We start from the raw sequence: 23,703 nt of genomic DNA on the forward strand, positions 1-23,703 counted from the left end.
GTAAAATTACATGTTAATACGTAGTATTAATGGCGAGACTCCTGAGGGAGCAGTGCCAGTCGAAGACCGAGGCTGAGACGGCACCCTAGGAAAGCGAAGCCATTCAATACGAAGTATTGTATAAATATAGAACAGCAGTAAGATATTTTCTAATTGAAAATTATCTTACTGCTGTTTTTTAGGGATTTATGTCCCAGCCTGTTTTACATGCATCTGAATCTCTAATTTTAAAAAAATATGAATATAAATAAGACAGTAAAAATTAAATTTCAGTTGTTGCAATTTCTTCATCTGTAGGTACATCATCGTTAAGGCCAACAAGTGCTTCAGAAACATTTCGTGAATGATAACCGATACGTTCAAGAACACCAATCATATCGATATATAGTAATCCGCCTTTTGTTGTACATTCACCACGATTAAGGCGTTTAATATGACCTTTGCGTAGTTTATGTTCAATATTAAATGATTCTCTACTACGTTCTACAATTTCATCTTTTTTCGTTTTGTCATAAACATCTAACATGTCGATGGCTTTATCAAATGACTCAGCAACATGGTTGAATAATTTATCCATACCGCGTTGTGCATCTTCTGTAATGCGAATATCTTCATCATGTTGGCGTTTTAATTGAGCGACATACTCTTCTGTTAGCTCTGCTACTTTTAAAATAGAGCGATTGACATCAAACATAACTGCTAAACGCTCAACGTCTGCCTTCGTAATGGCTTTTGTAGAAATTCTAACTAAATAATTTCGAATGCTATCATTGATTGTTTCAACAGCTTGGTGCTTTTGTTCAAGCTTTTTGATCAATTTTTTATCGTCTTTTGTAATTTCGCGAATGTCTTCAAACATCGTTAAGACAATCTGACCCACATTTTGTAATTCTTTTTGAGTTTCTTGTAATGCAACACCAGGTGCGTGATAAACAAGATCTTTGTTTAAGTGCTGAGGTTTATAGTCATCAGCAATATCTTTACCTGGGACAAGCTTTGTAACTATCCATGCTAAACCTGCTACAAATGGTAATTGAATCAAAGTATTTGTTATGTTGAAGATACCATGTGATACTGCAATCGTCATCGCTGGTTTTAAGTGCCATACATCTTGTAACAAACTAATCAAATGAATCACAACTGGCAAGAAAATTGTGAAGATAATTACCCCGATTAAGTTAAAGATGACGTGTACAAGCGCCGCACGTTTTGCAGCGATTGAGCCGGCTAAACTAGCTAAGATAGCTGTAATCGTTGTACCAATGTTATCGCCTAGTAACACAGGGATTGCTGCGTTTAAGCTGATTAAATCTTGTTGATAAAATTCTTGTAAAATACCAATCGTCGCACTTGAACTTTGAACTAGTGCTGTTAACCCTGCGCCGACAATGACAGCAAGTATTGGATTTGATGACATATCAAGCATTAATTGTTTAAATCCATCTAATGATGCTAAAGGTTTAACGGCATCACCCATAAATTCTAGACCGAAGAATAGAGAACCGAAACCGAATAGTATGCGGCCAATGTTATTGATTTTAGAGCGTTTAAAGAAAAAGATTAAAAATGCACCTAATGCTAAAATTGGCATTGCATATTCGCCTAAATCTATACCGATAATAAATGCAGTTACCGTTGTTCCGATATTAGCACCCATTATCACTCCAATGGCTTGTTTCAATGTCATAAATCCAGCTGTTACCAGTCCGATTGTGATAACTGTCGTACCTGAACTACTTTGTATTAAAATAGTTACAACGATACCTGCAATAACACCTAATACTGGATTTGATGTAAATTTGTTTAAAATATCTCGTAGCCTGTCTCCTGCTGATGCTTGAAGCCCGTCTCCCATGATTTTTAAGCCGTAAAGGAAAATACCTAAACCACCTAAAAAGGAGAAAATGACTTCTGTAACCGACATTTCCATTATTTCACCTCAAATAAGCTTTATATTTAGATTATCGCTTATAATTGTAAATTTAATGTTAAGATTAGGTAAAATTATTTAACAATATATGTTATTTGTATATGACTTGTAAAATATCGTCACTTATTATGTAAATTTTCAGTGTGAAATGGCAGGTTTGCAATCACTTGTTTAACAAAATGATGCAATCAATCATGTAATTATGTTTCATCAAAAAATCATGAGAGTGGGATAACGAAATAAAGTTTGTAATCATATCACTTCTATCCCACTCCATGATTTGAAATCACCATATAGACAGATTTAATGTGCCTCGTTATAATAATTTGTGTTCTTTTAATAATGACTCAATGTACGTACCTTTTATCTTTTTAAGGAATCCTGCTAATGCGAGTTTTTGCATTTTCGAATCTTTAGTAATCTCGCGCAAATCTTGATGGTCATTCAGTTCGTATACGGCATCCATTAAGACGCGAAGATCAAATGTACTATTGATGACCTCTGGAATACCACGATCTATATTTAGTAATTGATAAACAGCTTCCATGGCAGTACGAACCGAATATTCTGTTGTAAATACAGTGTCTCGCTCTGTTTCTGCAAAGTTACCAATAAATGCTAAATTTTGTGATTGATGCGGGACGACTAAAGGTCTGTCGCCGATAGCACGCGTCATGAAATAAGAGGTGATATATGGCATATAAACAGGAATCGTATTAGATGCATGTTTTGCTAAGTCTTCAATTTTGTCAGTTGATACACCTAAGTGATACAGCCATTCTTGGCATATTTCATTACCACTACATTCTGTAATTGGCTTTTTAATATAATCGCCGTTTACATCTGAATATAAGGCATAAATCCATGTAGATATTTCATTTTCAGGTTGGTCTTTAAACTGTTGCTGACGATTGATTGTAAAACTGATTTGCCATGCAGAATCATTGATCGTAATAATACCGCCAGTAACCGTTTTGCCTGCAAGTGGATCACGTTTACAAATGCTTTCTATTGTATCGATAATATCTTTATTGTTTGTTGTCGATGTTGCTGAAACAAACCAACTTTTTTTAGGAATATTTTGGCAAAACTTTTCAGGATTACCAAATTCAGGACTTTGTCGCGCTAAATTTTTCCATAGTGTCCAACTACCACCTAATTCGTCAGTTGGTGGTGCTGGTGTATCATTATCACCATACGTAGAGCTTTCCGTAATACTACCGTTTGTCACAAAGACAAGATCATCTACAGTCAGTTTAATGGACTCTGCTTTGCCATGTCGGTGAATTAATATTTCTCGGGCAATTTTTTGACTTGTCGTAACATCTACTTTAATATCTTCTACTTTTACACCGTATTCAAATTGAACCCCATGCGATTTTAAATATTCAACCATAGGTAATACTAAAGATTCATATTGATTATATTTAGTGAATTTTAAAGCTGAAAAGTCTGCGAGACCACCAATATGATGAACGAATCGCATTAGATAGCGACGCATTTCCATAGCAGAATGCCACGGTTCAAATGCAAACATCGTTTTCCAGTAAATCCAAAAGTTTGAATTAAAGAAGTCATCGGAAAATACATCTGTTATTTTGACATCATCTAAATCTTCTTCATTCGTTAAGCATAAATCTAAAATTTCTTTAATCGCTTTTTTGGTCAAAGTGAAGTCTCCATCGGTAACTAAACGTTGACCCTGTTTTTCAATAACTCGACAGCGAGAATAGTTAGGGTCTTCTTTGTTTAGCCAATAGAACTCATCTAATACAGACGCGTTATCGATTTCTAATGAAGGGATAGATCTGAATAAGTCCCACAAACATTCAAAGTGGTTCTCCATTTCACGACCACCTCGGACAACATAGCCTTTTAAAGGCATATTTTCACCATCAAGACTACCACCTGCTTTAGGTAACTCTTCTAAAATATGAATCTTCGAACCTTCCATTTGACCATCCCTTATTAAAAAACAAGCTGCAGCAAGTGAAGCTAGACCAGATCCGATTAAGTAAGCGGATTTGTTTTCTACATTTTCAGGTTTTTTAGGGCGCGCAAATGCTTCATAATTTCCATAACTGTAATACATATCCACCAAGTCCTTTCGTATTAGAATACACTCAGACTATACCCCTTTGTGAATTGCAAATATTAGTATTTATATTGGTAAATTTGACGAAATTAGATCATTTTTATATTTTTGATTTTTAAAATTTTATCACTCGAATGTTTTTGGATTCTGAGGTGCGGGACTTGGAATAATTCGAATCATTATGTGGCATGTTAAACAGGTAAATATAAGCTATGCACATTTAACAAGCGGATACTCCTGACGCAATTATAGTATCATTACATATTGTTTAATCGTTTGGGGTAATGTAATTAAAAGGTAAAATAGGCAGAGTGTTATACATAAAATGTAAAGAAAGAGGCGATAGAATGTCTAAAATCAGGTCTTTTACAATATTAAGTCTACTTATTTACTTAGCTATGATGTGCTATACAGTAGTGACCTATTCAAAATTACCAACCAAAGTACCTATTCATTATAATTTAGCAGGGGATGCTGATAACTTTGCTGATAAATGGGTGCTGCTTTTGATTAATAGCGCATTTATAGTGATTTGGCTTATATTTTTCATTGCAGGTAGATACTATGAACGATTTGCCAAATGGTCACATTATAATCATACACCACGTGAAATTCGAGCGATTAAATTATTTTTAAGTACGTTAAATTTAGAGATTATGAGCTATATGTCTATCTTCACAGTATTAGAAATTTGGCAAATACAACACCATCATCAATTCAATTTACTATGGTTTAATATGATATTTATCATTATCATTGGTTTGACGCTTGTCATATTTTGTTTACTTCCTACAATTCATAAAATGAGAGATTCTCAATAAAAATATAAACTGTCATGATGCAGTTTTGAAGCGGATTCCTGAGATTATTATAAATAATATCTAGTATTTATAATTAAAATGATATATTATTTATTATAGTTAAATATTGTGTATATTTTGTGAACTTTTTGTAAAAATTCGATTGCCTGTCACATATAGGAGTGTTACATTTTAAATATGTGATCATCGCAAAATATAAGTTGAAATAGGTTGTAGATTAATCAGAATGATAAATATTTTATATAAAGAGAGGGAGTCATTATGACACTACTTACTGTAAATCCATTCGATAATGTTGGATTATCAGCCTTAGTTGCAGCAGTACCTATTATTTTATTTTTATTATGCTTAACCGTTTTTAAAATGAAAGGCATTTATGCAGCATTGACAACTTTGGTTGTTACATTGATTGTGGCTTTATTTGTATTTGAATTACCAGCGCGTGTATCAGCAGGTGCGATTACAGAAGGCGTTGTTGCCGGTATTTTCCCAATAGGATATATCGTTTTAATGGCAGTTTGGTTATATAAAGTTTCTATTAAAACAGGACAATTTTCTATTATTCAAGATAGTATTGCAAGTATTTCAGAAGACCAAAGAATCCAACTATTATTAATTGGATTTTGTTTCAACGCATTTTTAGAAGGTGCAGCAGGATTTGGTGTGCCAATTGCGATTTGTGCAGTATTATTAATTCAACTTGGATTTGAACCATTAAAAGCAGCGATGTTATGCTTAATTGCTAATGGTGCGGCGGGTGCCTTTGGTGCAATTGGTTTACCAGTTAGTATTATTGATACGTTTAACTTAAGTGGAGGCGTTACAACATTAGATGTTGCGAGATATTCAGCATTAACACTTCCAATTTTAAACTTTATTATCCCATTTGTTTTAGTATTCGTTATAGATGGCATGAAAGGTATTAAAGAAATTTTACCTGTCATCTTAACAGTGAGTGGTACATATACTGGATTACAATTATTATTAACAATATTCCATGGTCCAGAACTAGCAGACATTATTCCATCACTAGCAACAATGGTGGTGTTAGCATTTGTTTGTCGTAAATTTAAACCGAAAAACATTTTCAGGTTGAAAGAATCAAAACATAAAATTCAAAAGCGTACACCTAAAGAAATCGTCTTTGCTTGGAGTCCGTTCGTCATTTTAACTGCCTTTGTATTAGTATGGAGTGCACCATTCTTTAAAAAATTATTCCAACCTGGAGGTGCGCTTGAAAGTTTAGTATTAAAAATGCCAATTCCAAATACTGTGAGTGATTTATCGCCTAAAGGAATTGCGTTGCGTCTCGATTTAATTGGTGCAACTGGGACAGCGATTTTATTAACAGTAATTATTACAATTTTAATTACGAAGTTAGAATGGAAAAGTGCAGGTGCTTTATTGGTCGAAGCAATTAAAGAATTATGGTTACCGATCCTTACAATTTCAGCGATTCTAGCTATTGCTAAAGTTATGACATACGGTGGTTTGACTGTAGCAATTGGACAAGGTATTGCTAAAGCTGGAGCAATTTTCCCATTATTCTCTCCAGTATTAGGTTGGATTGGTGTGTTTATGACTGGTTCAGTTGTAAATAACAATACTTTATTCGCACCTATTCAAGCGACAGTGGCACAACAAATTTCAACAAGCGGTTCATTACTTGTGGCAGCTAACACTGCAGGTGGTGTAGCAGCGAAACTTATTTCACCACAATCAATTGCCATTGCGACTGCAGCTGTTAAAAAAGTTGGTGAAGAATCTGCATTATTAAAAATGACGTTAAAATACAGTATTATATTTGTTGCCTTTATTTGTGTTTGGACGTTTATACTAACGTTAATATTCTAAATATAAATAATGTTGTCACTTGGATTCAAATGACATTTTAAATCTAATTATTCATGAATCGAACTAGTACGAAATGCAATGAGCATCTTGTCTAGTTCGATTTTTTAATGTCTAAAAATGTCGTATATGTAATCAGAGTAGAAAGTGTTGAGGCGTTTCAGAAGTTGTTTAGAAAAGTAAGTAAAATAAAAAATGCACTGAGCAACAAAAGATGTTGCTCGTGCATTTAGATGATTCTTATCATTTCAAATAAGAATGTGTTAATCAACGTATATAAGTTAAAATTGGTTTGGATAAAATGATATCTATCGTTGTGTATTGTTTGTTTTTATAGTTCGCGACGACGTCCAGCTAATAACGCTGCACCTAACGCTAATGATAATCCACCAAATACAGTTGTACCGATGAATGGATTTTCTTCACCAGTTTCTGGTAATGCTTGAGCTTTGTTAGCATCTGCATGGTTTGCTGGTTGCTTCTTATCAACAACAAGTTCTTGACCAGGTTTGATCATGTTTTTATCAGCTAATTTGTTATCTGCAGCAATTTTGTCAGCAGTAGTGCCGTTTGCTTTTGCAATGTCATTTACTGTATCACCAGGTTTAACGACATGTACTCCGTTGCCGTCTTCTTTACCAGGTTTTTTGTTGTCTTCTTTGCCAGGCTTGTTGCCATCTTCTTTACCAGGTTTTTTGTTGTCTTCTTTACCAGGTTTTTTGTTGTCTTCTTTACCAGGCTTGTTGTTGTCTTCTTTGCCAGGTTTGTTGCCGTCTTCTTTACCAGGTTTGTTGTTGTCTTCCTCTTTTGGTGCTTGAGCATCGTTTAGCTTTTTAGCTTCTGCTAAAATTTCTTTGCTCACTGAAGGATCGTCTTTAAGGCTTTGGATGAAGCCGTTACGTTGTTCTTCAGTTAAGTTAGGTAAATGTAAAATTTCATAGAAAGCATTTTGTTGTTCTTTGTTGAATTTGTTGTCCGCTTTTGGTGCTTGTGCATCATTTAGCTTTTTAGCTTCTGCTAAAAGGTTAGCGCTTTGGCTTGGGTCATCTTTTAAGCTTTGGATGAAACCATTGCGTTGTTCTTCGTTTAAGTTAGGTAAATGTAAGATTTCATAGAAAGCATTTTGTTGTTCTTTGTTGAATTTGTTATCCGCTTTCGGTGCTTGAGATTCATTTAACTTTTTAGCTTCTGACAATAGGTTAGCACTTTGACTTGGGTCATCTTTTAAGCTTTGGATGAAACCATTGCGTTGTTCTTCGTTCAAGTTAGGCATGTTCAAGATTTCATAGAAAGCATTTTGTTGTTCTTTGTTGAAATTGTTGTCAGCTTTCGGTGCTTGAGATTCGTTTAATTTTTTAGCTTCACCTAAAACGTTAGTGCTTTGGCTTGGATCGTCTTTAAGACTTTGAATGAAACCATTGCGTTGCGCTTCGTTTAAGTTAGGCATGTTCAAAATTTCATAGAAGGCGCTTTGTTGATCTTTGTTGAAGTTATTTTGTTGCGCATCAGCTTTTGGAGCTTGAGAGTCATTAAGTTTTTTAGCTTCACCTAAAACGTTAGCACTTTGGCTTGGATCATCTTTAAGGCTTTGGATAAAACCATTGCGTTGATCAGCATTTAAGTTAGGCATATTTAAGACTTGATAAAAAGCATTTTGTTGAGCTTCATCGTGTTGCGCAGCATTTGCAGCAGGTGTTACGCCACCAGATATAAGTAATGTACCTAAAGTTACAGATGCAATACCTACACCTAGTTTACGAATTGAATAAATGTTTTTCTTTTTCAAATTAATACCCCCTGTATGTATTTGTAAAGTCATCATAATATAACGAATTATGTATTGCAATACTAAAATCTATATTTATAATTAAATTTAAAGTTAAGTTTTACAACTTATAAAATAAATATTTTTCTGAAAGATTTATTCAGGAAGTAAAAGGCTTAAAACCGCAAAATCACGCTATTTCGATTAATAAAAACAGATAAAATATAGAGATATTTTTTATAATGAAAGCGGTTTAATACATATGAGTTAAAAAATATTTTTAAGAATAAAGTGGGGCTTTGAATGTGCTGAGGTTTAATTTCGGAAATGGTTTTAAGTGATATAGAAAATAGAAAGTTGTTCATTATGTGCTGAGGTTTTATTAAAAAATAGAAAACACAAGTGCACTTTAGAATACAGCACACTTGCGTAATAGAGATATTATTCAAAAACAAGATGTAAATGATCTTTATCTGCTAATAATTGATTCACTTGAGCTAATAATTGTTCAGCATGGTCTTGCTGCGCGTCATCCATATGAATTAAAATTTTTCTTTCATCTTCAGTTGAGCGTTCTTTTATTAGATAGCCTTGCTTTTTTAAATTATTGAGAGCTCTAACAGTTTGAGGGTATTTATGGTGGATTGTTTCAATTAAATCTTTAAGAAGAACGATGTTTTTATTTTGAGAAGTGATAATAGCTAGAATTGTGAATTCTACAAAACTTAATGTTAGATGTTTTTTGATAATATTCTTGAAATACATTGTATACATCATCAAGTTTAGAAATTCTTTACTATCTTTTGGTATCATCTGTGATTCACTTTGATCTGCAAGGTTAAAGTGTTTAATGATTTGATCAAACAATGTAACACGTTCTGCAATTTTCTCTCGTTGTTCTTCAGATATTGAAATGTAAGTATTACGCTCATCAATTTTACTTCGAACTTTACTAATATATGAATGTTTCACAAGTACTTTTATATGCTGTACTAAATCCGATTGTTTATAACATAAATCTGAAACAATCTTCTTAAATGGAAGTGTGTTTTCTTGCTGATGAAATAAATAAGTCAGTAATATAAATTCTTTTATAGTCATATCGACTTCAGGCTTGACTTTTTTCTTAAAACGAAACATATATGCTTCAATGATTATAAAATCTCTAATTTTGTCATGGTTATTATATTTCATTGTTTTATCTCCTTGTATATGCACTTTATTTTAATATAACACAATATAATAAGAAAAAAATCCATAATTTACAATTAAAAATAATATGATATTTTTATTAAAATTTGTGTTTTTGAATAAATGACATTATCAAACACTATATTTAAATAAGAAATAGTTATCGATATTTGAAAAATCGAAGAATATTGATTGATATTATAGAATATGAGTCGGTGTTATTTGTATATAAAGTATTAATATGTAATTAAGAAAGTCGACGCTTGTTAACAATAACAACAACTATATGTATAAAAAAACCTCGCAACTGTTAGTTAACTGAATCATTTAGCTAACTTCGTTGTGAGGTCATTTTGTTTTAATAATATCGTTATAACTTTTTCACGGTTAATAATAAGTATATGAAGAATGGGGCACCAAAAGCAGCAATAAATACACCTGCTGGCACTTCTTTAGGCAAGAATAAGGTACGCCCAATTAAGTCTGCAATAACAATTGATATGGCACCAATCATTGCTGACATTAGTAACTTTTTAGCATAACTTCCGCGAACGATTGTTTTCGCGATATGTGGTGCGATTAAACCGACAAACCCAATGTTACCTACTAAACTGATTGCCATAGATACGAGTATAGTAGAAGTGATTAATTGGATTAGTTTCATACGTTGTACATGTAAGCCTAAGCCAATCGCTACAGGGTCATCAAGTATAGATATTTTCATTTTTGGTATAACAAGAAATAACAACGGCACAACAGCTAAAATAACCATACCCAAAATGATTGTATCTTTAAACGTAGCACCGTAAAGACTTCCGACTAGCCATGTATAAGCTTTGGCAGCAGATAATTGCTTCGTTGTAATGAGTAATCCTTGGACAAGCGCAATAAACAACGTTTGCATCGAAATACCGATGATTATGAGTGTTGTCGGGCGTATTTGTCCTTTCGTTTGAAACACTAATAGTATCATCATTGCAACTGCGCCACCTAATACTGCAAATAGTGGAAGTAAATGTATCGTTAAATGGCTGAAAAATGCAATAAAGACAACAGCACTTAAGCTAGCACCACCTGTGATACCGATAATATCAGGTGAGGCAATTGGATTTTTTAATACATTTTGCAACATTAAACCACTCATTCCTAGTGCGGCACCTGCTAAAATCGCAAGTGTAATGCGAGGTAAGCGTAATACTTCTAAAGTGAATTGATCCATACTGTCATTTGGATTTATAAAGTACATCAGTACGCGTTGTAATGGTATAAAGCTTGAACCAATCATCATACTTACCACTGAAACGATGGCTAAAAAGATTAACGCGAAGATGAGATGGTAATTGTCTTTTTTATTAATCTTTTCGGTCATAAGCGTTGACGTCCTTTCTTCATAATATAGATTAAGACAATAGCGCCAATGACAGCGGTAACGACACCGATAGGCAACTCTAGTGGCTTAATGATTATACGAGCAACAATGTCTGAAATGATCATTAGGATTGCTCCAGCTAATGCAGTAAAAGGAATTAAATACTTATAGTTTGGTGGTAATAATCGTTTGCTAATATTCGGTACGATAAGACCCACAAAGACGATTGATCCAGCTACGGCTACCGAAATACCGGCTAACATACTGATGAGCATAATAATCATCCATTTGATTAATTTTATGTTTTGACCGAGGCCGGTTGCAATGTCGTCACTTGTCATCAAGATGTTGATGTGTGCAGCCATGCTAAATGCAATTAAAATAAGTATCAATACAAGCGGAATAATCCATGGGATATCCCAAATATTACGTAATGAAACGGAGCCACTTAACCAAAATAATAGGCCTTGTAAGTCTGTTTCGTTCATAATAAGTATGCCTTGAGTAAAGGCTGTAAATAGCATCGCAATCGCAGCACCTGCCAAAATGACACGGTGAGGTGAGAATAGTGTTTGTCTAAACATACCTAGCGCAACAACTAATACAGTAACAACAATAGCCCCCAAAAATGCAATAACTACAATCATTTTAAAAGATTGAATTTGGATAAATGTAATACTAAAAATGACAAAAAATACTGCGCCTGCATTGACACCGAAAAGCCCTGGTGAGGCTATTGGGTTTCGTGTAAGTGCTTGCATCAACAAACCTGAGACAGCAAGGGCAGCACCAGTCAATAACGCAATGATTGTTCTCGACGCCCGTGCACCAGTGACAACATCATGTAAATCGTTTTCACTATCAAAGTTGAATAACGCCTGTATCACCGTACCTGGTGACACAAGCGTATTTCCAATCATTAAACTTAAGATAGCTACTATTGCAAGACATAAACCAGCAATAACGATTTGGTATTTTGGTTTAAGTAGCATCGTAAAACTCCTTAATTATTTTGATTGTTTTTCAATATTTAACTTTTCATATAAATCGTCAATAAGTTTTAATGAAGATTTATATCCGCCAGCTAAGTTCCAAGTGATTTCATCTAAATCATCAGATACTTGGTTGTTTTTAACTGCGTCTAAATTTTTCCACTCTTTACTTGAAGTCCATTCGCTTTCAGTCTTTTTAACTAATGCAGCATCTTTCGCATTTGGATCTGATTTTACTACAAAAATATGATCAGCGTTCATTAATGGAATGCTTTCTTTAGATGTAAGTTGGATAATATCTTTACCATTATCAACTTGTTTTTGTAAGTCTTTATTACGTTTGAATCCTAAATCATTTAAGATTTCACCAGCATATCCACCAGCATAAATTCTTGTATGATCAGCACGGAAGTTAACAACTGAAGCTTTCAATGGCCATGCATCTTTATACTTTGCTTTTGCATCTTTTTGGAATGCAGCTACTTTATCATCGTACTTTTTAAGTAAATCTTCAGCTTCTTTTTCTTTCCCTAAAGCTTTCCCCATTAACTTAGTTGTATCTTTGAATTTGAAAACTGTATCAGTAGAAACTGTTGGTGCGATTTTAGATAATTGATCGTAAACTTTTTCATTTCTAACTTTTGACGCGACAATTAAGTCCGGTTTTAATTTAGAGATTTCCTCTAAGTTAGGTGCAGGTTCTTGACCTACAATCTTAGTATCTTTTAAATCATTTTTTATGTATTCGAATTTCGGTTTTTGTGTCCATGATTCTACAGCACCTACAGGTTTAACACCTAAAGATACAGCGACGTCAGTGGCACCTTGATATAGCGTAACAACACGCTTTGGTTTCCCTTTAATTTCAGTTGTACCCATTGCATGTTTAATTGAAGTTGTTTCCTTATCTTTGTTATCAGATGATTGTTTATTTGAATTCCCACTACATCCTGCTAAAACAAGTAGGAAAGCAAGCGTAACAACAAGCATTTTAATTACTTTATTCATTGACTAATTAGCCTCCTTCGTGATGTATGACAATGAGAATCATTATCACGATTTAGTATGAATTAAATTTTTTCCTAAGTCAATAAAATATTTATGATTTACATGCAACTTATAATTATTTGACATATAAATGCATAAAAAATATAATCCTAATTACTTGATAGTGAGAATCATTATCAATTAGGTAACACACAATATTATAGAATTTTAAATTTGAGGAGGAAGCGCTTTTGATTGAAAAAAGTCAAGCATGTCACGATTCATTGATAGATTCTGTAGGGCAAACACCTATGGTTCAACTTCATCAACTATTTCCGAAACATGAAGTGTTTGCAAAGTTAGAGTATATGAATCCTGGAGGCAGCATGAAAGATCGACCTGCCAAGTACATCATTGAACATGGTATTAAACATGGTTTAATCACTGAGAATACACATTTAATTGAAAGTACTTCTGGTAATTTAGGCATTGCGTTGGCAATGATAGCTAAAATCAAGGGATTAAAACTCACGTGTGTTGTTGATCCTAAAATATCACCAACAAATTTGAAAATTATTAAAAGTTATGGTGCCAATGTAGAAATGGTTGAAGAACCTGATGCACATGGGGGTTATTTAATGACTCGTATTGCAAAGGTGCAAGAACTGTTAGCCACTATTGACGATGCATATTGGATTAATCAATATGCGAATGAGTTAAATTGGCAATCCCATTATCATGGTGCAGGCACAGAGATTGTTGAAACAATTAAGCAACCTATAGATTATTTTGTCGCGCCAGTCAGCACGACAGGTAGCATTATGGGTATGAGTAGAAAAATAAAAGAAGTGCATCCAAACGCACAAATTGTTGCTGTTGATGCGAAAGGGTCAGTCATTTTTGGTGACAAACCTATTAATAGAGAATTACCTGGTATCGGTGCTAGTCGTGTACCCGAAATATTGAATAGATCAGAAATTAATCAAGTGATCCATGTAGATGATTATCAATCTGCTTTGGGCTGTCGAAAACTGATTGATTATGAAGGCATATTTGCCGGAGGTTCAACAGGTTCGATTATTGCAGCGATTGAGCAGTTGATAACGTCAATTGAAGAAGGTGCAACAATTGTCACGATTTTACCAGATCGAGGCGATCGTTACTTAGATTTAGTTTATTCAGATACATGGTTAGAAAAAATGAAATCAAGACAAGGAGTTAAATCAGAATGAATAGAGAGATGTTGTATTTAAATAGATCAGATATTGAACAAGCGGGAGGTAATCATTCACAAGTTTATGTGGACGCATTAACAGAAGCATTAACAGCCCATGCGCACAATGATTTTGTACAACCGCTTAAGCCGTATTTAAGACAGGATCCTGAAAATGGACACATCGCAGATCGAATAATTGCAATGCCAAGTCATATCGGTGGTGAACACGCAATTTCAGGTATTAAGTGGATAGGTAGTAAGCACGACAATCCATCGAAACGTAATATGGAGCGTGCAAGTGGTGTCATTATTTTGAATGATCCAGAAACGAATTATCCAATTGCAGTTATGGAAGCAAGTTTAATTAGTAGTATGCGTACTGCAGCAGTTTCAGTGATTGCAGCTAAGCATTTGGCTAAAAAAGGATTTAAAGACTTAACAATCATTGGATGCGGGCTAATCGGAGACAAGCAATTACAAAGTATGTTAGAGCAATTCGATCATATTGAACGCGTGTTTGTTTACGATCAATTCTCTGAAGCATGTGCACGCTTTGTTGATAGATGGCAACAACAGCGTCCGGAAATTAATTTTATTGCGACAGAAAATGCTAAAGAAGCAGTATCAAATGGTGAAGTAGTCATTACATGTACCGTAACGGATCAACCATACATTGAATATGATTGGTTACAAAAGGGTGCATTTATTAGCAACATTTCTATCATGGATGTGCATAAAGAAGTCTTTATTAAAGCTGACAAAGTCGTAGTAGACGACTGGTCACAATGTAATCGAGAAAAGAAAACTATTAACCAATTGGTGTTAGAAGGTAAATTCAGCAAAGAAGCACTTCATGCTGAACTAGGGCAACTTGTGACAGGTGACATACCAGGACGTGAAGACGATGATGAAATCATATTACTTAATCCGATGGGTATGGCTATCGAAGATATTTCAAGTGCTTACTTTATTTATCAACAGGCACAACAACAAAATATTGGGACAACATTGAACCTATATTAAGAATGCGAGGTGTCTGAACATTGCAGAATCATACAGCAGTCAATACAGCACAAACGATAATATTAAGAGATTTAGTTGATGCATTATTATTTGAAGATATAGCCGGTATTGTATCGAATAGTGAGATTACTAAAGAAAATGGACAAACCATTTTGATATACGAACGTGAAACACAACAAATAAAGATACCTGTTTATTTTAGTGCTTTAAATATGTTTCGTTATGAAAGTTCACAACCAATTACGATAGAGGGAAGGGCGTCTAAGCAACCTTTAACGGCAGCTGAATTTTGGCAAACAATTGCTAATATGAATTGTGATTTAAGTCAAGAATGGGAAGTGGCTCGAGTTGAAGAAGGACTGACTACTGCTGCCACACAGCTTGCTAAACAATTATCAGAATTAGATTTAGCGTCGCATCCTTTTGTGATGTCCGAGCAGTTTGCAAGTTTAAAAGATCGTCCATTCCATCCATTAGCTAAAGAAAAAAGAGGATTAAGAGAAGCGGATTATCAAGTGTATCAAGCTGAATTAAATCAATCATTTCCTTTAATGGTTGCAGCAGTTAAAAAGACACATATGATTCATGGCGATACTGCAAATATCGATGAATTAGAAAATTTGACAGCACCTATAAAAGAACAAGCGACAGACATGTTAAATGATCAAGGGTTATCAATAGATGACTATGTACTATTTCCGGTACATCCTTGGCAATATCAGCATATTTTGCCGAACGTCTTTGCGAAAGAGATTAGTGAAAAGTTGGTTGTACTATTACCGTTAAAATTTGGAGATTATCTGTCGTCTTCAAGTATGCGTTCATTAATTGATATTGGCGCACCGTATAACCATGTCAAAGTACCATTTGCAATGCAGTCATTAGGCGCATTAAGGCTAACGCCTACGCGTTACATGAAAAACGGAGAACAAGCAGAACAATTATTACGTCAGCTTATAGAAAAAGATGAAGCACTAGCTAAGTATGTCATGGTTTGTGATGAAACAGCTTGGTGGTCATATATGGGTCAAGATAATGATATTTTCAAAGATCAATTAGGTCATCTAACTGTTCAGCTAAGAAAATATCCCGAAGTGCTAGCCAAAAATGATACGCAACAGCTAGTGTCAATGGCAGCACTCGCGGCAAATGATCGCACTTTATATCAAATGATTTGTGGAAAAGATAATATTTCTAAAAATGATGTCATGACGTTATTTGAAGATATCGCGCAAGTCTTTTTAAAGGTAACACTATCATTTATGCAATACGGCGCATTACCAGAGTTGCATGGTCAAAATATATTGTTGTCATTTGAAGATGGACGTGTACAAAAATGCGTGTTACGTGATCATGATACTGTCAGAATTTATAAACCATGGCTAACAGCACATCAGCTTTCATTGCCGAAGTATGTCGTCAGAGAAGATACACCTAATACGCTAATTAATGAAGATTTGGAAACATTCTTTGCTTATTTTCAAACATTAGCTGTATCGGTAAATCTATATGCCATTATTGATGCAATTCAAGATTTATTTGGTGTAAGTGAGCATGAACTTATGTCGTTGTTAAAACAAATTTTAAAAAATGAAGTGGCAACTATTTCATGGGTTACAACTGATCAGCTAGCTGTCAGACACATTTTATTTGATAAACAGACGTGGCCATTTAAACAAATTTTATTACCATTGCTATATCAACGTGATAGTGGTGGAGGTAGTATGCCTTCAGGTTTAACTACCGTACCAAATCCAATGGTGACATATGATTAATCAGTCTATATGGCGCAGTAACTTTCGCATTTTATGGCTCAGTCAGTTTATAGCGATTGCTGGACTGACAGTACTTGTGCCATTATTGCCAATTTATATGGCATCACTACAAAATCTATCAGTCGTAGAAATACAGTTGTGGAGTGGTATAGCGATTGCTGCTCCAGCTGTAACGACGATGATAGCTTCGCCGATATGGGGGAAGCTAGGTGATAAGATCAGCCGAAAATGGATGGTGTTAAGAGCGTTACTTGGTTTGGCGGTATGCTTATTTTTAATGGCATTGTGTACGACACCATTACAGTTTGTACTTGTGAGGTTATTGCAGGGACTATTTGGTGGTGTTGTTGATGCATCAAGTGCGTTTGCGAGTGCAGAGGCGCCAGCTGAAGATCGTGGAAAGGTATTAGGAAGACTGCAAAGTTCAGTCAGCGCAGGGTCTCTTGTGGGGCCATTAATTGGCGGTGTTACAGCTTCGATATTAGGTTTTAGTGCGTTACTGATGAGTATTGCCGTTATTACTTTTATTGTCTGTATTTTCGGTGCATTAAAATTGATTGAAACGACACATATGCCAAAATCACAAACACCAAATATTAATAAAGGTATTCGCCGTTCATTTCAATGTCTATTATGCACACAACAAACATGTCGATTTATTATCGTTGGCGTTTTAGCAAACTTTGCTATGTATGGCATGCTAACTGCATTATCACCACTTGCTTCATCAGTGAATCATACAGCGATAGATGACCGTAGTGTGATTGGATTTTTACAGTCCGCATTTTGGACGGCTTCGATATTAAGCGCGCCTTTATGGGGACGCTTTAATGATAAATCATATGTTAAATCAGTATATATATTTGCCACGATTGCATGTGGTTGTAGTGCGATACTGCAAGGTTTAGCGACGAATATAGAGTTTTTAATGGCTGCAAGAATACTTCAAGGATTAACATATAGTGCATTGATTCAAAGTGTCATGTTTGTTGTTGTAAATGCTTGTCATCAGCAACTTAAAGGCACATTTGTTGGAACGACGAACAGTATGTTAGTTGTTGGTCAAATTATTGGCAGTCTTAGTGGCGCTGCCATTACTAGTTATACTACACCAACTACTACGTTTATCGTTATGGGCGTAGTATTTGCAGTAAGTAGTTTATTTTTAATTTGTTCAACCATCACTAATCAAATCAACGATCACACATTAATGAAATTATGGGAGTTGAAACAAAAAAGTGCAAAATAAAGAATTAATACAACATGCAGCGTATGCGGCTATCGAACGCATTTTAAATGAATATTTTAGAGAAGAAAATTTATATCAAGTACCACCTCAAAATCATCAATGGTCTATACAATTATCAGAGCTCGAAACTTTAACGGGTGAATTTCGCTATTGGTCTGCGATGGGGCATCATATGTATCATCCAGAGGTATGGCTTATCGATGGAAAAAGTAAAAAAATAACAACTTATAAAGAAGCAATTGCGCGTATTTTGCAACATATGGCTCAAAGTGCAGATAATCAAACGGCAGTGCAACAACATATGGCGCAAATTATGTCTGACATCGATAATAGCATTCATCGCACGGCGCGTTATTTGCAAAGTAACACAATAGACTACGCAGAGGATCGCTATATCGTTTCAGAACAATCTTTATACTTAGGTCATCCATTTCATCCGACTCCTAAGAGTGCAAGTGGGTTTTCAGAAGCAGATTTAGAGAAATATGCACCCGAATGTCATACATCATTCCAATTGCATTATTTAGCTGTGCATCAAAATGTTCTGCTCACGCGCTATGTAGAAGGTAAAGAAGATCAGGTTGAGAAAGTGTTGTATCAATTAGCAGATATAAACATATCAGAGATACCCAAAGATTTTATTTTATTACCAATACATCCTTATCAAATCAATGTGTTGCGACAGCATCCACAGTATATGCAATATAGTGAACAAGGTTTAATAAAAGACCTTGGCGTTTCCGGTGATTTAGTGTACCCGACGTCTTCGGTTAGAACTGTATTTTCAAAAGCATTAAACATTTATTTAAAATTACCGATACACGTTAAAATTACTAATTTTATACGTACGAATGATCTTGAACAAATTGAACGAACAATTGATGCCGCGCAAGTTATCGCATCAGTCAAAGATGAGGTTGAAACACCCCATTTTAAATTGATGTTTGAAGAAGGATATCGTGCATTGTTACCGAATCCATTAGGGCAAACAGTTGAACCTGAAATGGATTTATTAACAAATAGTGCCATGATTGTTCGTGAAGGGATACCGAATTACCATGCTGATAAAGATATTCATGTATTGGCGTCATTATTTGAAACGATGCCTGATTCACCGATCTCTAAGTTATCACAAGTGATTGAGCAAAGTGGTTTAGCACCAGAAGCATGGCTTGAATATTATTTGGATCGTACATTATTGCCGATATTAAAGCTGTTTAGTAACACAGGCATTAGTCTAGAAGCACATGTACAAAATACATTAATTGAATTAAAAGATGGCATACCCGATGTATGCTTTGTCAGAGATCTTGAAGGCATTTGTCTATCTAGAACGATTGCTACTGAAAAACAGCTTGTGCCAAATGTTGTGGCAGCATCAAGCCCTGTTGTATATGCACATGATGAAGCATGGCATCGTCTTAAATATTATGTTGTAGTAAATCACTTAGGACAATTAGTATCAACTATTGGTAAAGCGACTAGAAATGAAGTTGTGTTATGGCAACTTGTAGCGCATCGTCTTATGACTTGGAAAAAAGAATACGCGAATAACGCAGTATTTGTTGACTGTGTAGAAGATTTATATCAAACGCCGACCATTGCGGCTAAAGCGAATTTGATGAGTAAATTGAATGATTGTGGTGCAAACCCTATTTATACACATATACCAAATCCAATTTGTCATAACAAGGAGGTATCGTATTGTGAATCAAACAATTCTTAATCGTGTAAAGACTAGAGTAATGCATCAACTGGTATCATCACTTATTTATGAGAATATTGTTGTGTATAAAGCGTCATATCAAGACGGTGTCGGTCATTTTACAATAGAAGGACATGATTCAGAGTATCGTTTTACTGCTGAAAAGACACATAGCTTTGATCGTATACGTATCACATCACCAATTGAGCGTGTCGTAGGAGATGAGGCAGATACAACAACAGACTATACACAATTATTGAGAGAGGTTGTATTTACATTTCCTAAAAATGATGAAAAGCTAGAACAATTTATTGTTGAGTTATTACAGACAGAATTAAAAGATACACAAAGTATGCAGTATCGAGAATCAAACCCACCAGCAACACCTGAGACATTTAACGACTATGAATTTTATGCGATGGAAGGGCATCAGTATCATCCAAGTTACAAATCACGTTTAGGATTTACGTTGAGTGATAATTTGAAATTTGGTCCTGATTTTGTACCAAACGTTAAACTGCAGTGGTTAGCTATCGACAAAGATAAAGTAGAAACGACGGTATCAAGAAATGTTGTAGTTAACGAAATGTTACGTCAACAAGTTGGCGATAAGACTTATGAACATTTTGTACAGCAAATTGAAGCGTCTGGCAAACATGTAAATGATGTTGAGATGATACCTGTACACCCATGGCAGTTTGAACATGTCATCCAAGTTGATTTGGCTGAAGAAAGGCTTAATGGCACAGTACTATGGTTAGGGGAAAGTGATGAGCTATATCACCCTCAACAATCGATTCGTACGATGTCGCCAATAGACACGACAAAATATTATTTAAAGGTACCAATAAGTATAACGAACACTTCAACGAAACGAGTGTTGGCGCCTCATACAATTGAAAATGCAGCGCAAATTACGGATTGGTTAAAGCAGATACAGCAACAAGATACGTATTTAAAAGATGAATTAAAGACAGCTTTTCTAGGGGAAGTCTTAGGACAGTCTTATTTAAATACACAACTTTCGCCTTATAAACAAACTCAAGTTTATGGTGCGTTAGGTGTTATATGGCGTGAAAATATATATCATATGTTAATCGATGAAGAGGATGCGATACCATTTAATGCACTTTATGCAAGTGATAAGGATGGTGTACCATTCATTGAAAAGTGGATTAAACAATATGGTTCTGAAGCTTGGACAAAGCAATTTTTAGCTGTAGCGATTCGTCCAATGATTCATATGCTTTATTATCACGGTATTGCCTTTGAATCGCATGCACAAAATATGATGCTCATTCATGAAAATGGTTGGCCTACACGTATTGCCTTAAAAGATTTCCACGATGGTGTTCGTTTTAAGCGTGAGCATTTAAGTGAAGCAGCTTCACACCTGACATTAAAGCCAATGCCAGAAGCACATAAAAAAGTGAATAGTAATTCATTTATTGAAACAGATGACGAACGTTTAGTACGCGACTTTTTACATGATGCATTTTTCTTTATTAATATCGCCGAAATCATCTTATTTATTGAAAAGCAATATGATATCGATGAGCAGCGACAATGGCAATGGGTTAAAGACATTATCGAGGCGTATCAAGAAGCATTTCCAGAGTTGAATAACTATCAACATTTCGATTTGTTTGAACCTACGATTCAAGTTGAAAAGTTAACGACACGTCGATTATTAAGTGACTCAGAGTTAAGAATTCATCATGTTACAAATCCATTAGGTGTAGGAGGTATCAATGATGCAACAACTATCTCTGAAACATAGATTAAACAATGGTGATTCAGTTTATGGCATTTTTAATTCTATACCGGACCCATTGATGATCGAGGTTATCGCAGCAAGCGGGTATGACTTTGTTGTGATTGATACAGAACACGTGGCGATTAATGATGAGACACTAGCGCATTTAATTCGTGCAGCTGAAGCAGCGCATATTATACCAATTGTACGTGTCACTGCAGTGATAGATAGAGATATCATTAAAGTGTTAGATATGGGTGCGAGAGGTATTATTGTGCCACATGTTAAAGATCGTGAGACAGTTGAGCATATTGTGAAATTAAGTCGTTATTACCCGCAAGGATTAAGAAGTTTGAATGGTGGTCGCATGGCAAGATTTGGACGTACACCATTACTTGATGCAATGGAGATGGCTAATGAGCATATTATGGTGATTGCCATGATAGAAGATGTTGAAGGGGTTATGGCCATTGACGATATAGCACAAGTCGAAGGTTTAGACATGATAGTCGAAGGTGCCGCAGATTTATCCCAGTCACTTGGCATACCATGGCAAACGCGTGATGATCAAGTAACATCACATGTTCAACATATTTTTGAAGTTGTGAATGCACATGGTAAACATTTTTGTGCATTACCACGTGAAGATGAAGATATTGCAAAATGGCAGGCACAAGGTGTACAAACATTTATTTTAGGTGATGATCGCGGAAAAATATATCGCCATTTAAGTGCATCTCTAGCGACGTCTAAACAGAAAGGGGATGAAGGCTAATGCGTATAGTTCAACCTGTTATTGAACAATTAAAAGCACAATCTCATCCAGTTTGTCATTATATCTATGATTTAGTCGGACTGGAACATCATTTGCAACATATTACATCGTCATTGCCGAGTAATTGTCAAATGTACTATGCAATGAAAGCAAATAGTGAACGAACAATCCTAGATACAATTAGTCAGTATGTTGAAGGATTCGAAGTTGCATCTCAAGGTGAAATAGCAAAAGGTCTTGCTTTTAAACCAGCAAATCATATTATTTTTGGTGGCCCTGGTAAGACAGACGAGGAACTAAGATATGCAGTAAGTGAAGGTGTTCAGCGTATTCATGTTGAAAGTATGCATGAATTACAACGGCTAAATGCCATCTTAGAAGATGAAGATAAGACACAACACATTTTATTGCGTGTTAATTTAGCAGGACCATTTCCCAATGCAACGTTGCATATGGCAGGACGCCCAACACAATTTGGTATTTCTGAAGACGAAGTTGATGATGTCATTGAAGCTGCGCTAGCAATGCCAAATATTCATCTAGATGGCTTTCATTTTCATTCTATTTCTAACAATTTAGACTCGAATTTACATGTCGATGTAGTGAAACTTTATTTTAAAAAAGCAAAATCATGGTCTGAAAAACATCGATTTCCACTCAAACATATCAATCTTGGTGGTGGTATAGGGGTTAACTATGCAGATTTAACTAGCCAATTTGAGTGGGATAATTTTGTAGAAAATTTTAAAACACTTATCGTTGAGCAAGAAATGGAAGATGTGACATTGAACTTTGAATGTGGGCGCTTTATTGTGGCACATATTGGTTACTATGTGACAGAAGTGCTAGATATTAAGAAAGTGCATGGTGCTTGGTATGCCATTTTAAGAGGAGGTACGCAACAATTTAGACTGCCGGTATCTTGGCAGCATAACCATCCTTTTGAAATTTATCGCTATAAGGACAATCCATATTCATTTGAAAAAGTTTCAATTTCGAGACAGGACACAACGTTAGTCGGTCAATTATGTACACCGAAAGATGTCTTTGCTAGAGAAGTACAGATAGACGCAATCAGTACAGGCGACGTTATTGTTTTCAAATATGCAGGTGCATACGGATGGTCTATTTCACATCACGATTTCTTAAGCCATCCACATCCTGAATTTATTTATTTAACGCAAACAAAGGAGGATGAATAAC

General features: G+C 35.0%; 17 protein-coding genes. 10 read left to right on the forward strand and 7 right to left on the reverse strand.

Translation table 11 applies throughout. From position 1 onward, the window contains the following. Positions 1–262: 262 nt before the first annotated feature. Together IDG64_RS11155 and IDG64_RS11160 are read right to left on the reverse strand one after the other, a co-directional pair. Positions 263–1,924: a Na/Pi cotransporter family protein gene (locus IDG64_RS11155; RefSeq protein WP_072353806.1), complete on the reverse strand. Its 1,662-nt coding sequence runs from the start codon at positions 1,922–1,924 to the stop codon at positions 263–265. A 322-nt stretch (positions 1,925–2,246) separates the two neighbouring features. Next, a complete protein-coding gene (locus IDG64_RS11160) occupies positions 2,247–4,022 on the reverse strand; it encodes an oleate hydratase (protein ID WP_001813880.1) in 1,776 nt (591 codons plus the stop codon). A 350-nt stretch (positions 4,023–4,372) separates the two neighbouring features. Here IDG64_RS11160 and IDG64_RS11165 point away from each other — a divergent pair, with 350 nt between their 5' ends. Next, positions 4,373–4,846 (forward strand): DUF1648 domain-containing protein, encoded by a 474-nt coding sequence (locus tag IDG64_RS11165; protein ID WP_000036329.1) that lies wholly within the window; start codon positions 4,373–4,375, stop codon positions 4,844–4,846. 261 nt (positions 4,847–5,107) lie between these two features. Then, the gene (locus tag IDG64_RS11170; protein ID WP_000173900.1) at positions 5,108–6,700 is read left to right on the forward strand and encodes an L-lactate permease; all 1,593 of its coding nucleotides are present in this window, start codon (positions 5,108–5,110) and stop codon (positions 6,698–6,700) included. Between the two features lie 328 nt (positions 6,701–7,028). On the opposite strand, the gene spa is transcribed toward IDG64_RS11170, so the two are convergent. From spa to sirA, 5 genes are all read right to left on the reverse strand, one after another. Next, on the reverse strand, positions 7,029–8,483 hold the full coding sequence (spa, locus tag IDG64_RS11175; protein ID WP_000728685.1) for a staphylococcal protein A: 1,455 nt from the start codon (positions 8,481–8,483) through the stop codon (positions 7,029–7,031). 420 nt (positions 8,484–8,903) lie between these two features. After that, positions 8,904–9,656, reverse strand: a complete 753-nt coding sequence (sarS, locus tag IDG64_RS11180; protein WP_000876755.1) for an HTH-type transcriptional regulator SarS — start codon at positions 9,654–9,656, stop codon at positions 8,904–8,906. A gap of 367 nt (positions 9,657–10,023) precedes the next feature. Continuing rightward, complete coding sequence (gene sirC, locus IDG64_RS11185) at positions 10,024–11,022, reverse strand: staphyloferrin B ABC transporter permease subunit SirC (protein WP_000136636.1); 999 nt, start codon at positions 11,020–11,022, stop codon at positions 10,024–10,026. Next, positions 11,019–12,014: a staphyloferrin B ABC transporter permease subunit SirB gene (gene sirB / locus IDG64_RS11190; protein WP_000924997.1), complete on the reverse strand. Its 996-nt coding sequence runs from the start codon at positions 12,012–12,014 to the stop codon at positions 11,019–11,021. The genes sirC and sirB overlap by 4 nt, the downstream gene beginning before the upstream one ends. Before the next feature lie 15 nt (positions 12,015–12,029). Next, positions 12,030–13,022 (reverse strand): staphyloferrin B ABC transporter substrate-binding protein SirA, encoded by a 993-nt coding sequence (sirA, locus tag IDG64_RS11195; protein WP_001045111.1) that lies wholly within the window; start codon positions 13,020–13,022, stop codon positions 12,030–12,032. A gap of 230 nt (positions 13,023–13,252) precedes the next feature. Between sirA and sbnA the strand changes: the two genes are divergently transcribed. Genes sbnA through sbnH form a run of 8 tightly spaced genes read left to right on the forward strand, consistent with a single transcriptional unit; the run spans position 13,253 to position 23,702 of the window. Beyond that, on the forward strand, positions 13,253–14,233 hold the full coding sequence (sbnA, locus tag IDG64_RS11200; protein WP_000570803.1) for a 2,3-diaminopropionate biosynthesis protein SbnA: 981 nt from the start codon (positions 13,253–13,255) through the stop codon (positions 14,231–14,233). Next, positions 14,230–15,240: an N-[(2S)-2-amino-2-carboxyethyl]-L-glutamate dehydrogenase SbnB gene (gene sbnB, locus IDG64_RS11205; protein WP_001078456.1), complete on the forward strand. Its 1,011-nt coding sequence runs from the start codon at positions 14,230–14,232 to the stop codon at positions 15,238–15,240. The genes sbnA and sbnB overlap by 4 nt, the downstream gene beginning before the upstream one ends. 20 nt (positions 15,241–15,260) lie before the next feature. Then, positions 15,261–17,015: a staphyloferrin B biosynthesis protein SbnC gene (sbnC, locus tag IDG64_RS11210; protein WP_001179392.1), complete on the forward strand. Its 1,755-nt coding sequence runs from the start codon at positions 15,261–15,263 to the stop codon at positions 17,013–17,015. Then, entirely contained in the window at positions 17,008–18,264 is a 1,257-nt protein-coding gene (gene sbnD / locus IDG64_RS11215; protein WP_000610052.1) for a staphyloferrin B export MFS transporter, read from the forward strand. Before sbnC ends, sbnD begins: the two co-directional genes overlap by 8 nt. Continuing rightward, positions 18,254–19,990: an L-2,3-diaminopropanoate--citrate ligase SbnE gene (gene sbnE / locus IDG64_RS11220; RefSeq protein ID WP_001179881.1), complete on the forward strand. Its 1,737-nt coding sequence runs from the start codon at positions 18,254–18,256 to the stop codon at positions 19,988–19,990. Before sbnD ends, sbnE begins: the two co-directional genes overlap by 11 nt. Further along, positions 19,899–21,749 (forward strand): 3-(L-alanin-3-ylcarbamoyl)-2-[(2-aminoethylcarbamoyl)methyl]-2-hydroxypropanoate synthase SbnF, encoded by a 1,851-nt coding sequence (gene sbnF / locus IDG64_RS11225; RefSeq protein ID WP_077477376.1) that lies wholly within the window; start codon positions 19,899–19,901, stop codon positions 21,747–21,749. The genes sbnE and sbnF overlap by 92 nt, the downstream gene beginning before the upstream one ends. After that, positions 21,724–22,500, forward strand: a complete 777-nt coding sequence (sbnG, locus tag IDG64_RS11230) for a staphyloferrin B biosynthesis citrate synthase SbnG (protein ID WP_001186806.1) — start codon at positions 21,724–21,726, stop codon at positions 22,498–22,500. The genes sbnF and sbnG overlap by 26 nt, the downstream gene beginning before the upstream one ends. Then, entirely contained in the window at positions 22,500–23,702 is a 1,203-nt protein-coding gene (gene sbnH, locus IDG64_RS11235) for a staphyloferrin B biosynthesis decarboxylase SbnH (protein WP_001223709.1), read from the forward strand. Before sbnG ends, sbnH begins: the two co-directional genes overlap by 1 nt. The last annotated feature ends 1 nt before the right edge of the window (position 23,703 follow it).

Origin of the sequence: Staphylococcus sp. EG-SA-15 (assembly GCF_017151895.1) — a bacterium.
Classification (GTDB): domain Bacteria; phylum Bacillota; class Bacilli; order Staphylococcales; family Staphylococcaceae; genus Staphylococcus; species Staphylococcus aureus.

Excerpts from the sequence above, each read along its gene's own strand:
- IDG64_RS11155 (WP_072353806.1), bottom strand. The coding sequence starts at position 1,924 with ATGTCGGTTACAGAAGTCATTTTCTCCTTTTTAGGTGGTTTAGGTATT.
- IDG64_RS11160 (WP_001813880.1), bottom strand. The coding sequence starts at position 4,022 with ATGTATTACAGTTATGGAAATTATGAAGCATTTGCGCGCCCTAAAAAA.
- IDG64_RS11165 (WP_000036329.1), top strand. The coding sequence starts at position 4,373 with ATGTCTAAAATCAGGTCTTTTACAATATTAAGTCTACTTATTTACTTA.
- IDG64_RS11170 (WP_000173900.1), top strand. The coding sequence starts at position 5,108 with ATGACACTACTTACTGTAAATCCATTCGATAATGTTGGATTATCAGCC.
- sarS (WP_000876755.1), bottom strand. The coding sequence starts at position 9,656 with ATGAAATATAATAACCATGACAAAATTAGAGATTTTATAATCATTGAA.
- sirC (WP_000136636.1), bottom strand. The coding sequence starts at position 11,022 with ATGACCGAAAAGATTAATAAAAAAGACAATTACCATCTCATCTTCGCG.
- sirB (WP_000924997.1), bottom strand. The coding sequence starts at position 12,014 with ATGCTACTTAAACCAAAATACCAAATCGTTATTGCTGGTTTATGTCTT.
- sirA (WP_001045111.1), bottom strand. The coding sequence starts at position 13,022 with ATGAATAAAGTAATTAAAATGCTTGTTGTTACGCTTGCTTTCCTACTT.
- sbnB (WP_001078456.1), top strand. The coding sequence starts at position 14,230 with ATGAATAGAGAGATGTTGTATTTAAATAGATCAGATATTGAACAAGCG.
- sbnD (WP_000610052.1), top strand. The coding sequence starts at position 17,008 with ATGATTAATCAGTCTATATGGCGCAGTAACTTTCGCATTTTATGGCTC.
- sbnF (WP_077477376.1), top strand. The coding sequence starts at position 19,899 with ATGATTGTGGTGCAAACCCTATTTATACACATATACCAAATCCAATTT.
- sbnG (WP_001186806.1), top strand. The coding sequence starts at position 21,724 with ATGCAACAACTATCTCTGAAACATAGATTAAACAATGGTGATTCAGTT.
- sbnH (WP_001223709.1), top strand. The coding sequence starts at position 22,500 with ATGCGTATAGTTCAACCTGTTATTGAACAATTAAAAGCACAATCTCAT.